The sequence below is a fragment of the Rathayibacter rhapontici genome (assembly GCF_001995175.1).
Classification (GTDB): Bacteria; Actinomycetota; Actinomycetes; order Actinomycetales; family Microbacteriaceae; genus Rathayibacter.
This window is the reverse complement of sequence record NZ_MUKN01000016.1, coordinates 24,200-36,529: the sequence shown is the minus strand read 5'-3', so window position 1 is coordinate 36,529 and position 12,330 is coordinate 24,200. Positions and strand designations below refer to the sequence as shown.

Genomic DNA, 12,330 nt, shown 5'->3' with positions numbered 1-12,330 from the left:
ATTCGACCTGCGGTGCGCTTGCTGCCACCGGGCAGGCGCCGGCCCGATGGTCGCGAATCGGTCCTCGAAGGGTGAGCAGACCCCGGATCAGGTCGACTCGCCGCGGTCTCGGTCGCCCACCGGACGCGGAACGGCCCCCACGGTCCCGTCGTGCCCCCGATCGCGTCCACTCGTCGTCGGTGTGACCGACAGCGATCGCTGAGCGAAGTGCTTCTGCGCCCGACGAGCGCGCGACTGATCCGTCACGACAGGCCGCTCATCCCGAGCAGGGGCGACTCATCGCGACGGATCGGATCACACCGCGTCGCCGTTGGACACGATCTGCGGTTCCGAGCAGCTCGGAGCAGCGGAAACTGTCCAACGGTGGCCGCTACGACCGGTCCGCGTCCTCGCGCGCCGACACCTGGTCCGCGTGACGCTTCTTGCCGAAGCGCGTCGCCAGGAACAGCAGCGACCCGACCACGACGTAGCCCGCGGTGCCGAGCCACACCACTCCGGTCTGCTGCGTGAGCAGCACGATGCTGGCGATCGTCGCCAGGATCGGCACGACGCGCGGCACCGAGAAGTGCGGGTGGTCGACGCGGTCCTTCTTCAGCACGAGCACCGAGACGTTCGCCGAGATGAAGACCAGGAGCAGCAGCAGCACGGTCGTCTCCGAGAGCGTGCCGACGTCGCCGAGGACGCTGAGCACCATCGTCACGCCGCCGACGACGAGGATCGAGACCCACGGGGTGCGGCGGTTCGGCAGGACGCGTCCGAAGGCGCTCGGCAGGAGCCCCGCCGTGGCCAAACCGAAGCCCACGCGGCTCGCCATGACCATGAAGAGCAGTGCGCCGTTGGCGATCGCGACGAGCGCGATCAGGCCGAACAGCCAGGGCGGCACACCCACCCCGCTGGCCGCGACCACGTCGAGCAGGGGACCGGTCGATTCGGCGAGCTCGTCGATCGGGAGCACGATGACGGCGCCGAGGGCGATCAGGAGGTAGACGACGGCGGCCGTGAACAGGGCCGCGAAGAGCGCGCGCGGGTAGACCTTCGAGGGGTTCCGCACCTCCTCCGCCATGTTCGCCGCGGCCTCGAAGCCGAGGAAGGAGAAGAAGGCGACGATGGAGGCGGCGAACGCGCCCTGCAGCGGCGCGACCTCGGGGTTGAACTCCAGGACCCGGGCGAAGTCGCCGTTGCCGGCGCCGAAGAAGATCGCCGCGCAGACGATCACGATCACGAGGCCGCTGACCTCGATGACCGAGGCGACGAGGTTCGCGGTCAGCGACTCCTTCACTCCGCGCAGGTTCACGAGGGTGAGGATCGCGATGAAGACGAGGGCCGTGGGCACGGGAGGCACGTCCAGCAGAGCGCCCAGGTAGTCGCCCGCGAACGCGTTGGCGAGGGCGGCGGCGGTCGTGATGCCCGACGCCATCATCAGGAAGCCGACCAGGAACGAGAGGTACGGCTTGCCGAAGGCCCGGTCGACGTAGCGGGCGGCGCCGCCGGCGTGCGGGTACTTCGTGATCAGCTCGGCGTAGGTGCCGGCGGTCAGCAGGGCGATCACGAGCGCGATCAGCAGGGGCAGCCAGATCACGCCGCCCACGTCCTTCGCCATGGTGCCGACGAGCGTGTAGATGCCCGCGCCGAGGGTGTCGCCCACGATGAAGGCGAACAGGAGCGGGCCGGTGATGACCTTCTTGAGAGATCCCTTGCCGGTGCCCGGAGAGCTCTCGCCGGTCGTGCGCGTCGTATCGGTCATCCGGTAACTCCACCCATCCGGGGGCACTCCGCGCAAGCCCCGGCGGTCGATCGTCGAAAGATTTCTCACGGACGAAACACGCGGAGGGTGCTTCGGGGATCAGGCCGACGGGATCCGCGGACCGGGGCCGGCACTCGGTGGACGTCGAGCGCACCGTCCCGGCACCCGCACCGGCGCCTGCTGCGTCAGGGAGTGGGTGAGGGGAACAGGACCGGACCGGTCGGTCGTGGTGCCTCGGTCACGACGCCCTGGAGGCCGGGTGAGTCGTCGTCCGCCACGGAGCCGCTGCCGGCGACCGGCGCGAGAAAGAGGTCGAGGGAGGTGAAAAGGCTGCCGTACGGCTTCTGGCAGTCGGCCACCACGCTGTAGCCCGCCTGGCCCGACGCCCCGAGGCTCGCGACGTCGACGGTGCGAGTGGCCTGCCATCGGATCCGCTGGAGGTAGCCGGAGTCGTCGGTACCGCCGATGGAGTCTCGGAGTTTCACGGTGAGGCCCACATCCGTCGGACCGACGACACTCCAGGCTCCGACTCCGACGCCGGGGGTCTGCTGGCGTGGCGGGATCAGGACGGCTGTCATCACAGCTCGGGCTGTCACCGCCGCGGCGTCGCGTCCGGCCTGAGCGGACGCGGGTGAGCCCCAGTTGGCCGTGACAGTGATGACGACGGTCTCGACGAACGACACCACCGGCGCCGGGACGAGCCCCGCTGTCTCCTGGAACGCGAACCCGGTGTAGCCCGTGAGGCCTCCGGAGGAGATGCCCCGACCGGACCGCGCCGACGCGTTCCAGCCGGGCTGCTCGGCGGCGAGCGCCGCGGGTCCGGAGGCGGACGCGGCCGGGGCGGCGACGGCGAGGGCGACGACGGGCGCGCTCCAGAGGGCGAGGGAGGAGACGCTGCGGCGGGAGGGCGCGTCGGAGGACGGGGTCACGGGGCTCCAGGGAGAGCGGGGGAGGGGCGGGAACCCTCGGTCGTGCGGGGCAGGGGCGGTTCAGAGTGGCAGAGTGCGCGACCGCACCGGACCCCCCCGTTAAGCGCGACCCTGGCAGTCGGCTCGATCCGAGCGCCCCGGAGTCACACCGGCAGCTGCGCCCCCACCACCCGCAGCAGCTCGAGCTTCTCGTGGCTCGGCGATCCGGGTGCCGCCGTGTACACGAGCAGCGCGTGCGAGTCGACCGGGTCGATCAGGGTCTGGCAGGCGAGGTCGAGCCGCCCGAGCTCCGGGTGCTCGAAGCGCTTGGTCTCGCCGGGCCGCACGCCCACCTCGTGCAGTGCCCAGAGCCGGCGGAACTCGTCGCTGCGCTCGAGGAGCAGCTCGACGTAGCGGGCGGCGCGGGACCCTGGTCCGCGGCGGCTGAGCACCTCGCGCAATCCCGACGCCCAGACGCGCGACAGGTGCTCGTGACCCTCCTCGGCGTAGATCGCCCGGCTCGCCGGGTCCGTGAACCAGCGGTAGCCGATGCTGCGCTCGGGACCGGTGAAGCGGGTGAGGTCGCCGGTGAGGGCGACGCCGAGCGGAGTCTGCCGCAGCGTCTCGCCGAGCTCCGTCACGATCTCGGCGGGCGTGTCCTGCAGTCGGTCGAGGATCCGGAGCAGCCCCGGGCCGACGTGGCCGTCCGACGCTCCGCGCTCGGGCGGCCGGTGCCCGGCGAGGTGGAAGAGGTGGTCCCGCTCGGCGAGGGTCAGGTGCAGTCCCTGCGCGATCGACGCGAGCATCTGCTCGGACGGCTGGGGGCTGCGGCCGCGCTCGATGCGCGCGTAGTAGTCGGCCGACATGCTGCAGCGGGCGGCGACCTCCTCGCGGCGGAGCCCGGCGGTGCGGCGGCGCGCCGTGCGCGGCATCCCCACGTCCTCGGGCTGCAGGGCCTCGCGTCGGGCGCGCAGGAACTCGGCGAGCCCCTCCCGGTCCATCGTGCGCATCGGTCCTCCTGACGTCCGCTCCCTTTCTACCGGCGGTCGGCGCGCTCAGCCACGGTCCGGCGATCCACGGTTGAGCGGGACGTTCCTCCCGGGCGCCGCGGGCCGCACGCTGGCAGCGCTGCACCCGGCAGCCACGAGTCAGGAGCCCGCCATGCCACGCCGACCGATCGATCTCGACCTCCCCGACCTCTCGGGCCGCCGCGCCCTCGTCACCGGGGCCAGCGACGGCCTCGGGCTCGTCCTCGCCCGGCGCCTCGCCGCGGCGGGAGCGGAGGTCCTGCTGCCCGTCCGCAACCGCGCGAAGGGGGAGGCGGCGCTCGCCCGCATCCGGGAGAAGCACCCGGGAGCCGCGGTCTCGCTCCGCGACCTCGACCTCTCGTCCCTCGCGTCGGTCCGCTCCCTCGCCGACACGCTCGCCGCTGAGGGGCAGCCGCTGCACCTCCTCGTCGCCAACGCCGGAGTGATGACCCCGCCCACGCGCCTGAGCACGGCGGACGGCTTCGAGCTGCAGTTCGGCACGAACCACCTCGGGCACTTCGCCCTGATCGGCCGGCTCATGCCGCTCCTGCGCGAAGGACGGGCGCGCGTCGTGTCGCAGGTGAGCGTCGCCGCGAACCGGAACGCGGTGCACTGGGAGGACCCGGACTGGGAGCGCGGCTACCACGCGTTCCGCGCCTACAGCTCGTCGAAGATCGCGGTCGGGCTGTTCGGCCTCGAGCTCGAGCGCCGCAGCGCAGCGCACGGCTGGGGCGTCACGAGCAACCTGTCGCACCCCGGAGTGGCGCCCACCAGCCTCCTCGCCGCCCGTCCCGAGACGGGTCGCGCCCGCGACGGAGTAGACGTGCGGCTGATCCGGGCGCTGTCGCGCCGAGGACTCCTGGTCGGCACCGTCGAGACCGCTCCGCTGCCGGCGCTGCTCGCCTCCGTCCTCGAGGGCGCGGGCGGCCGATTCGTCGGACCGGGCGGCCCCGGCGGGCTCGGGGGAGCGCCGACGGAGCAGCGCCCGTTCCCGCGCCTCGTCGACCCCGAGGACGCGCAGCGCCTGTGGCGGCTGTCGGAGGAGCGCACCGGAGTCACGTTCCCGTGACGGACGCGTTCACCTCGCCGTCACCTGCGCGGGCGACCCTCGAGGGCATGTCGATGGCAGAGCCGTTCCTCCCGTCCTCCCGACCCGCCCGCGACGCCGAGCAGGCCGAGCGCGATCTCGACGTCGAGGCCGCTCCCGGCACCGCCGAGCCCGAGGTCGATCTCCCGCCCGCCGGGCCGTTCCGGACGCCGGTGCCCGGCGACCGGCTGAGCGCCGACCAGCTCGCCGACGAGATCGGCGACGGCGAGCCCGCCGACTGCGACTGAGTCAGGAGCGCGATCCGAGCGCCACCACGACGGCGGCCGCGGCCGTTCGTCAGTCGCCGTCGATCCGCTCGGCCAGGGCGACGATGATCCCCTCCGGACCGCGGACGTAGGCCATCCGCCAGACGCCCTCGTGCTCCCCGACGCCGCCGACGAGCCGGTGGCCGTTGTCGGCGAGGCGCTCCAGTACCGCGGACAGGTCCTCGACGACGAACGCGAGGCTCCGGAGCCCGGGCTCGGTCGCCCCGACCGGCGGCGGCACGGGAGGCGACGGCGGCCGGACGAAGCGCGAGAGCTCGACGGCCGTCCCACCTCCCGGAGGCCGCAGCATCACGATCTCGGTCCGCGCACCGGTCAGGCCGACGACCGTGTCGAGGAACTCGCCCTCGACGGGTGTCCTCCCCTCGATCTCGAGGCCGAGCCCGACGAAGAACGCCGTCGCCGCCTCGAGATCGACGACCGTCACTCCGATGTGGTCGAAACCTGTGATCCCCGCCATCAGCGCCTCCTCGCGTCGGACCCAGTCAGGCACCGCCGCGAAGCCGTGTCAACGCGCGGGCTGCTTCGCGCTGCGCCCCGTCGCTCCCAGCGTCGAGGCCGCCGTGCTGATCGCGGTGATGCGCTCCCAGTCCTGCGCGTCGATCGCCGCCTGCGGGGTGAGCCAGCTGCCGCCGACGCACGCCACGTTCGGCAGCGCGAGGTAGTCCGCGGCCGTGGCGACCGAGATCCCGCCCGTCGGGCAGAAGGTCGCCTGCGGGATCGGCGCGCCGACGGCGGCGAGGTAGGGCGGCCCGCCCGCGGGACCGGCGGGGAAGAACTTGAGCTCCGTGGCACCCTCCTCGAGCGCGGTCATCACCTCGCCGACGGTCGAGACCCCCGGCAGCACCGGCACCTCGAGCGAGCGGAAGTAGCGGTGCAGCGAGCGGGTCAGCCCGGGGCTGACCAGGAACCCCGCACCTGCCGCGACCGCCGCGTCGGCCTGCTCGGCCGAGAGCACGGTGCCGGCGCCCAGCAGCATCTCCGGCACGTCCGCGGCGATCAGGGACAGCGACTCCAGGGCGGTCGGCGTGCGCAGGGTGAGCTCGATCAGCCCGATGCCCCCCGCGAGCAGCGCCCGCGCGACGGGGACGGCGTCCTCGGGATCGAGGAGGGTGACGACGGGGATGACGGGGGAGACCCGCATCACGTCCAGTGCAGTGGTCATGCGTCGATCTCTTCTCTGATACCCTGCGCGCCTCGACGGTCGAGGATCCCGTACCAGTCGACGAGGAGGGCGGTGACGGCCGGGTCGTCGGCCAGGTCGGGTCCGAAGACCGCGGGGGAGCGCAGCAGCGCCGGGACGACCGCTCCGGCGGAGCGATCGCGGGGGAGGAGGGCGCGCAGCTCGTCGGCGAGCGGATCGTCGAGCACCGCGGCGGTGGCGACGCGGTGCATCCACGCGGCGACGCCGAGGGCGGCCCAGCGCGGCTCCCGTCCGCTCGCGCGGCAGGCGCGCACCGTGCTGAGCAGGCGGAGCGGGATCTTCTGCGACCCGTCGGCGCCGACCTTGGCGGTCGTGTGCCCGAGTGCCGGGTTGCCGAAGCGCCGCAGGACCGAGGCGGAGTAGTCCGCTCCGTCGAGCCGGTCGGGCAGGACGATGGTCGGCAGGGCGTCCTCGGACATCATCCGCTCGGCCGCCAGGCGGAAGGCGGGGTCCCGGACCGTCTCGGCGATCGTGTCGAGCCCGGCGGCGAGTCCCAGGTACGCCAGGAGCGAGTGGCTGGCGTTGAGCAGGCGCAGCTTCGCCGACTCCCACGGCTCCACGTCCGCGGTGAGCAGGGCGCCCGCGGCCTCCCAGGCCGGGCGTTCCGCGGCGAAGGAGTCCTCGATCACCCACTGCGCGAACGGCTCCGCGACGACGCCGCCCTCGTCGCGGAAGCCGGTCTCGCGCTCGATCGCGTCGAGGTCGGCCGGGGTCGTCGCCGGGACCATCCGGTCGACCATCGTGCTCGGGAAGCGCACGTGCTCGGCGATCCACTCGGGCAGATCGGCGGCCTCCGACGACGGCAGCGCGGCGAGGAAGTCGAGGACGAGCGTGCGGGTGAGCGCGCCGTTCGAGGGCAGGTTGTCGCACGGCACGACCGAGATCGGACCGCCGCCCTCCGAGGCCCGGCGCTGGAGGCCGCGCGCGATCTGGCCCACGGCCGTGACGGGAGGGGTCCCCGCCAGATCGGCGCGCACCAGGCGTCGTCGGTGTCGAGGCGGCCCGAGCGCGCCCGGTAGCCCTTCTCGGTGACGGTGAGGGTCACGACGGAGGTGCGCGGCGAGGCGATCCGGGACACCACGGCATCCGAGTCGGTCCGCCCCGCGAGCACGCGGGAGACAGAGGAGACGAGGCGCGGCGCACGGGCCCCCTCGCCCCGCTCGACGAGGGTGAAGAGGCCGTCCTGAGGCCCCAGCTGCCGCACCACGGTGTCCGAGGTCTGGGTGACCCCGGTGATCCCCCAGCGGGTGTCGCCGGTGGCGAGCATGGCGTCCTCGGTGAGGACGGCCGTGTGCGCCCGCGCGAACGCGCCGAGTCCGAGGTGCACCACTCCGTCGCCCAGCCTGTCCCGGGGCACCGACGGACGCGCTCCCGCCGCGAGCGACAGTCGCGTCACGAGGTCACCCCCGCATGGGCCCGCGTCTGGGCGAGGGTCGGGACGAGGCCGGTCCCGCCGCGGCCCCCGACGACGAGGGATGCGGCGGCCGCGGCGAGTCGAGCGGCGTCGGCGAGCGGATCCCCGAGCACGATCCGGGCGGCCAGCGTGCCGACGAAGGCGTCGCCGGCGCGGTCTGGTCGACGACGGAGGGGGCGGGCACGGCGTCGATCCAGAGGTGCTCGCCCTCGCCGGTCGCCAGGTGCACGCCGCGCGAGCCGCAGGTGACCGCGACGGCGGCGGCGCCGAGGGCCAGCAGCTCGTCGGCGGCGTCGGCGGCGGAGTCGGCTCCGAGCAGGGCCGTGGTCTCGCCGGGGAAGGACGGGGTCACCAGCGCGGCCGAGGCGGCGAGGAGGCGCAGATCGGCGGAGGCGCGCTCCGCGGTGTTCAGGCGGGGACGGTGGTTGGGGTCGTAGACGAAGCGCTGCGCGGTGCGGGCGGCGTGCAGCACGAGAGCGCGCGTGGTCTCCGAGACCGCGCAGGCGATCCCTCCGGCGACCACGGCGCCCGCCGCGGCCAGCACGGCGTCGTCGACGTCGTCGGCCCCCAGCGTCGAGCCGACGCTGCCCGAGCGGGCGTAGGAGAACTCCCGTTCTCCGTCCGGGTCGCTGTGCACGAGGTAGACGCCCTGCTGGCCGCGCCGGAAGCGCAGCAGCTCGGTCGAGACGCCGAGCGCCTCGACACGGGCGGCGATCGCCCGGCCGAGATCGTCGTCGGTCAGGACGGCCGCGAGGGCGACGCGCGCCCCGGCCGCGGCGGCGGCGGCCGCGACGTTGAGGGCGTCCCCCGAGACTCCCAGCAGTGCCGGCACGCCGTGGCCGAACGCGTCGTCGGTCGCGACCTCGACGAGCACCTCGCCGAGCGCGACGACGTCGTACGCTGCCCCGCTCACCAGTCGTGCACCGATCCGTCGAGCCGGCGGTTCACCGGCAGGTACTTCGGGTCGTAGGGGAAGCGCGCGGCGGCCTCCTCGTCGAAGACGACGCCCAGGCCCGGCGCGTCGCCGGGGTGCATGTAGCCGTCGGTGAAGGTGTAGTCCCAGCGGAACACCTCGCCCGCCGGGTCCCGGTGGCCCATTTGCTCCTGGATCCCGAAGTTCGGGATCGAGAGGTCCACGTGCAGTGCCGCCGCCATCGTGATCGGCGAGAGGTCGCCGGCGCCGTGCGAGCCCGACCGCACGCCGTAGAGGTCGGCGAGCGCGAAGATCCGGCGCAGGTGCGTGATGCCGCCCGCGTGCGAGACCGAGGTCCGGATGTAGTCGATCAGCCGCTCGGTGATCAGCTGCTGGCAGTCCCAGATGGAGTTGAAGATCTCGCCGACCGCGATCGGCGTCGTCGTGTGCTGGCGGATGAGCCGGAACGAGGACTGGTCCTCGGCGGGCGTCGGGTCCTCGAGCCAGAACGGCCGGAGCGATTCGACCGCCGCGCCCAGCCGGCCCGCCTCGATGGGGGAGAGGCGGTGGTGGACGTCGTGCAGCAGGTGCACGCCGTAGCCGAACTGCTCGCGGACGTGCCCGAGCATCTCCGGTGCGAAGTCGAGGTACGCCGTGGTCTCCCACGAGTCCTCCTGCGGCGAGGCGCCGCTGGCGGGCTCGTAGACCGCTCCGCCCGCCGGCGGGATGCCGTACGTCTTGTCGAGCCCGGGCACGGCGGCCTGCGCGCGGATCGCCTTGTAGCCGAGGTCGAGATGGCGCTGGAAGTCGACGTCGAGGTCGTCGAGCGTCGTCCCGCTCGCGTGGCCGTAGACCATGACCCCGTCGCGGGCGGCGCCGCCCAGGAGCTGGTAGACGGGCATCCCCGCGGCCTTCCCCTTGATGTCCCAGAGCGCCACGTCGATCGCAGCGATCGCCGTCATCGTCACTGGGCCGCGGCGCCAGTAGGCGCCCTTGTAGAAGTACTGCCAGGTGTCCTCGATCCGGCGCGCGTCGCGTCCGATCAGGAGGGGGCAGAGGTGGTCCTCGAGGTACGAGGCGACCGAGAGCTCGCGGCCGTTCAGCGTGGCGTCGCCGACGCCGATCACCCCGTCCTCGGTCTCGATGACGAGGGTCACGTAGTTCCGCCCGGGGGAGGACACGACCACTCGGGCGCGGTGATCTTCACAGTGCCTCCTTCTTCACGGGGGTCTCCTTCTGCACGGGGGCGGCCGTCTGCACGGGGCCGTCCTCCTCGGTGCGACGTCCGCCGAGGCGGAGCATCACCTTGCTGCTGCCCGACGCCGGGTCCGCCGCGGTGCGCAGCGCCTCCTCGGCGTCGGCCAGGTCGAACTCGTGGGTCATCAGCGGGGAGAGATCGAGGCCGTCGCGCATCGCAGCGACCGCGTCGGTGATCTCGTCGACGAAGCGGAAGCTGCCGATCCAGGTGATCTCGCGGGTCACGAGGTCGCCCAGCGCGGCCGGCGCGGGGGCGCCGGGCAGGTTGCCGACCTGGACGACGGTGCCGCCCCGGGCCGTCGCGTGCAGGACCGCTCCGAGTGCGGCGGGCGCGCCCGACGCCTCGAAGACGAGCTCCGAGTCCGCGGGGAGCGCCTCGCCCGCGGAGACGTCGCGCGTCTCGTCCGCGCCCATCCGGCGGGCGATCGCCAGCGATGCGGCGCTCAGGTCGGCGGCCGTGATGCGGCCGGCGCCTGCGTGGCGCAGGGCCGCGATGAGGAGGGACCCGATGGGGCCGGCTCCGTTCACGACCACGTCCCTGCCCCGCACGTCGCCCGCGCGGCGCACCGCGTGCATCGCCACCGCCAACGGCTCGGCGAGGGCGCCGTGGCGCGTGTCCACTCCGTCGGGCAGGGCGCGCAGCTGGTGCGCGAGCACCGTCTTGGCTTCGCTGAACCCGCCGTCGGCGTGCGGGTGGAGGGCCGCCGAGCCGTAGTAGCGGATGGCGGGGTGCAGATTCGTGCGGCCGGCGATCCGCTCGGGGAGGGCCGGGTCACCGATGAGCTCGGACGGGTGGACGGTGACCGCCTGCCCGATCTCCCAGCCCTCGACGCCTTCGCCCAGCCGGGCGATGCGTCCGGCGAACTCGTGACCGAGGACGAGCGGATCCACGAGTCGCGCGGTCCCGGAGGCGCCGTGCTTCCAGTAGCTGAGATCGGATCCGCAGATCCCTCCCCACTCGACCGCCAGGACGACCTGGCCGGGACCTGCGATCGGATCGGGACGCTCGTCGATCCGCAGATCGCCCGCCCCGTGCACCACGACGGCTCTCATACCGCGTCCTCCAGTCGCACCATGTCGCGTCCACGGACCTCGGGGCTGAGCACTGCCGAGACGAGCGTCACGAGGGAGTAGCCGATCACCATCGCGGCGAGGGGCCACCAGGACCCTGTCACGGCGGTGAGGGTCGCGGCCAGCACGGGGCCGATCGCGGTGGTGAGGATGCCGCCGATCTCCTTCGCGAGCGCGAGCTGGGTGAAGCGCGTGCGGGCTCCGAAGAGCTCGGCCATGGTGACGGACTCGAGCGAGAACAGCGCGAGGACGCCGATGTTCAGGCCCACCACGATGCCGATCGTCATGAGCACGGGGTCGCCGCTGGTGACCATCATCATCATCGGGATCGCGAACAGGATCGTGAGGGAGGTGAAGACGATGTACAGCGGGCGCCGACCGAAGCGGTCGCCCAGGATCCCGAGCAGGGGCACCGTGACGAAGCCGCAGAGGGAGCCGATCACGATCGCGCTCGTGCCGATCGACTTGTCGCTGAGCATGACCGTCGCGATGTAGCCGATCAGGAAGGTCTGGATGAGACCGGAGTTGCCCGCCTGGCCGAAGCGCAGGCCGAGGGCGATCAGGAACGCCTTGCCCTTCTTCTGCTTCAGGGCGGTCTCGATGCTGCCGGTGCCCGCGATGAGGGCCTGCTCGGCGAGCTGCTTCTTGGTGAGCGCCACGCCGTCGACGAGGTCGTCGCGCTGCTCGAAGACCGGGCTCTCCTTCAGCGAGGTGCGGATCCACACCGCGAGGATGAGGAGCACGAAGCTCGCCAGGAACGGCACGCGCCAGCCCCAGGTGATCAGGTCCTCGTCCGAGAGGGTCGCGACCAGGATCGCCCAGAGCGCCGAGGCGCCCAGAGTGCCGGAGTTGGTGCCCAGGGAGACGAGCGACGAGATCAGTCCGCGCTTCTTCACCGGGGCGTACTCGGCGAGCATCACCGTCGCTCCCGCGATCTCGGCACCGGCGCCGAAGCCCTGCAGCAGGCGGAGGAACACCAGCAGGATCGGGGCGAGGAGGCCCACCTGCTGGTAGGTCGGCAGCACGCCGATCAGCGTGGTCGAGACGCCCATCAGCGCGATCGTGAGGAACAGCACCTTCTTGCGGCCGATGCGGTCGCCCATCCGGCCGAAGTAGATCGCGCCGAGGAGGCGGGCGACGTAGCCGACGCCGTAGGTCGCCATCGCGGCGATGAGGCCCACCGCCGGGTCGAACTCGGGGAAGAAGATGCGGTTGAAGACGATGGCGGCGGCCAGCGAGTAGAGCTGGAAGTCCATGAACTCCATCGCGGTGCCGAGCCAGCCCGAGACGGCGACCTTCGCGAGGTCCTTCGTCGAGCGGACCCCCTTCTGATCGGGGGTCTGCGTCGAGGACGACGCGCGGGATCTCTGGGACATCCGGTGCTCCTTTGCATGCGGGTTCGGGTCGGCCGCGAGGGTGC

General features: G+C 73.0%; 12 protein-coding genes and 2 pseudogenes. 2 read left to right on the top strand and 12 right to left on the bottom strand.

Annotation, left to right across the window (positions count from 1 at the left end):
• Positions 1-370: 370 nt before the first annotated feature.
• From B0T42_RS07020 to B0T42_RS07010, 3 genes are all read right to left on the bottom strand, one after another.
• Positions 371-1,744, bottom strand: a complete 1,374-nt coding sequence (locus B0T42_RS07020; protein WP_077222528.1) for an APC family permease — start codon at positions 1,742-1,744, stop codon at positions 371-373.
• A 185-nt stretch (positions 1,745-1,929) separates the two neighbouring features.
• Entirely contained in the window at positions 1,930-2,673 is a 744-nt protein-coding gene (locus B0T42_RS07015; RefSeq protein ID WP_077222527.1) for a hypothetical protein, read from the bottom strand.
• Between the two features lie 143 nt (positions 2,674-2,816).
• The gene (locus tag B0T42_RS07010) at positions 2,817-3,662 is read right to left on the bottom strand and encodes a helix-turn-helix transcriptional regulator (protein ID WP_077222526.1); all 846 of its coding nucleotides are present in this window, start codon (positions 3,660-3,662) and stop codon (positions 2,817-2,819) included.
• Positions 3,663-3,813: 151 nt separating this feature from the next.
• On the opposite strand from B0T42_RS07010, the gene B0T42_RS07005 reads away from it, so the two are divergent.
• Positions 3,814-4,749, top strand: coding sequence for an SDR family oxidoreductase (locus B0T42_RS07005; RefSeq protein WP_077222525.1), 936 nt, complete (start codon positions 3,814-3,816; stop codon positions 4,747-4,749).
• A complete protein-coding gene (locus B0T42_RS07000) occupies positions 4,746-5,015 on the top strand; it encodes a hypothetical protein (protein ID WP_077222524.1) in 270 nt (89 codons plus the stop codon). Before B0T42_RS07005 ends, B0T42_RS07000 begins: the two co-directional genes overlap by 4 nt.
• A 49-nt stretch (positions 5,016-5,064) precedes the next feature.
• Here the strand turns inward: B0T42_RS07000 and B0T42_RS06995 are convergent, their stop codons facing one another.
• From B0T42_RS06995 to B0T42_RS06965, 9 genes and pseudogenes are all read right to left on the bottom strand, one after another.
• Positions 5,065-5,511 carry a VOC family protein gene (locus tag B0T42_RS06995; RefSeq protein WP_077222523.1) on the bottom strand — a complete coding sequence of 149 codons (447 nt, stop codon included), beginning with the start codon at positions 5,509-5,511 and terminating at the stop codon, positions 5,065-5,067.
• A 48-nt stretch (positions 5,512-5,559) separates the two neighbouring features.
• Positions 5,560-6,216 (bottom strand): bifunctional 4-hydroxy-2-oxoglutarate aldolase/2-dehydro-3-deoxy-phosphogluconate aldolase, encoded by a 657-nt coding sequence (gene eda, locus B0T42_RS06990; RefSeq protein WP_077222522.1) that lies wholly within the window; start codon positions 6,214-6,216, stop codon positions 5,560-5,562.
• Positions 6,213-7,232 carry a mannitol dehydrogenase family protein gene (locus B0T42_RS06985; RefSeq protein WP_236720164.1) on the bottom strand — a complete coding sequence of 340 codons (1,020 nt, stop codon included), beginning with the start codon at positions 7,230-7,232 and terminating at the stop codon, positions 6,213-6,215. Before B0T42_RS06985 ends, eda begins: the two co-directional genes overlap by 4 nt.
• Positions 7,233-7,324: 92 nt before the next feature.
• Positions 7,325-7,582, bottom strand: a pseudogene (locus B0T42_RS21120) (mannitol dehydrogenase family protein); the annotation flags it as partial.
• 65 nt (positions 7,583-7,647) lie between these two features.
• On the bottom strand, positions 7,648-7,782 hold the full coding sequence (locus B0T42_RS21925) for a hypothetical protein (protein ID WP_269087507.1): 135 nt from the start codon (positions 7,780-7,782) through the stop codon (positions 7,648-7,650).
• Between the two features lie 101 nt (positions 7,783-7,883).
• Positions 7,884-8,501: pseudogene (locus tag B0T42_RS06980) on the bottom strand (PfkB family carbohydrate kinase); the annotation flags it as partial.
• A gap of 77 nt (positions 8,502-8,578) precedes the next feature.
• Complete coding sequence (manD, locus tag B0T42_RS06975) at positions 8,579-9,739, bottom strand: D-mannonate dehydratase ManD (RefSeq protein ID WP_274703331.1); 1,161 nt, start codon at positions 9,737-9,739, stop codon at positions 8,579-8,581.
• 46 nt (positions 9,740-9,785) lie between these two features.
• A complete protein-coding gene (locus B0T42_RS06970) occupies positions 9,786-10,892 on the bottom strand; it encodes an L-idonate 5-dehydrogenase (RefSeq protein WP_077222519.1) in 1,107 nt (368 codons plus the stop codon).
• The gene (locus tag B0T42_RS06965; RefSeq protein ID WP_077222518.1) at positions 10,889-12,286 is read right to left on the bottom strand and encodes an MFS transporter; all 1,398 of its coding nucleotides are present in this window, start codon (positions 12,284-12,286) and stop codon (positions 10,889-10,891) included. The genes B0T42_RS06970 and B0T42_RS06965 overlap by 4 nt, the downstream gene beginning before the upstream one ends.
• Positions 12,287-12,330: the final 44 nt, after the last annotated feature.

What these genes read in the sequence shown, in the direction of transcription:
- B0T42_RS07020 (WP_077222528.1), bottom strand. Translation starts at nt 1,744, where the DNA reads ATGACCGATACGACGCGCACGACCGGCGAGAGCTCTCCGGGCACCGGC.
- B0T42_RS07010 (WP_077222526.1), bottom strand. Translation starts at nt 3,662, where the DNA reads ATGCGCACGATGGACCGGGAGGGGCTCGCCGAGTTCCTGCGCGCCCGA.
- B0T42_RS07005 (WP_077222525.1), top strand. Translation starts at nt 3,814, where the DNA reads ATGCCACGCCGACCGATCGATCTCGACCTCCCCGACCTCTCGGGCCGC.
- B0T42_RS06995 (WP_077222523.1), bottom strand. Translation starts at nt 5,511, where the DNA reads ATGGCGGGGATCACAGGTTTCGACCACATCGGAGTGACGGTCGTCGAT.
- eda (WP_077222522.1), bottom strand. Translation starts at nt 6,216, where the DNA reads ATGACCACTGCACTGGACGTGATGCGGGTCTCCCCCGTCATCCCCGTC.
- B0T42_RS06970 (WP_077222519.1), bottom strand. Translation starts at nt 10,892, where the DNA reads ATGAGAGCCGTCGTGGTGCACGGGGCGGGCGATCTGCGGATCGACGAG.
- B0T42_RS06965 (WP_077222518.1), bottom strand. Translation starts at nt 12,286, where the DNA reads ATGTCCCAGAGATCCCGCGCGTCGTCCTCGACGCAGACCCCCGATCAG.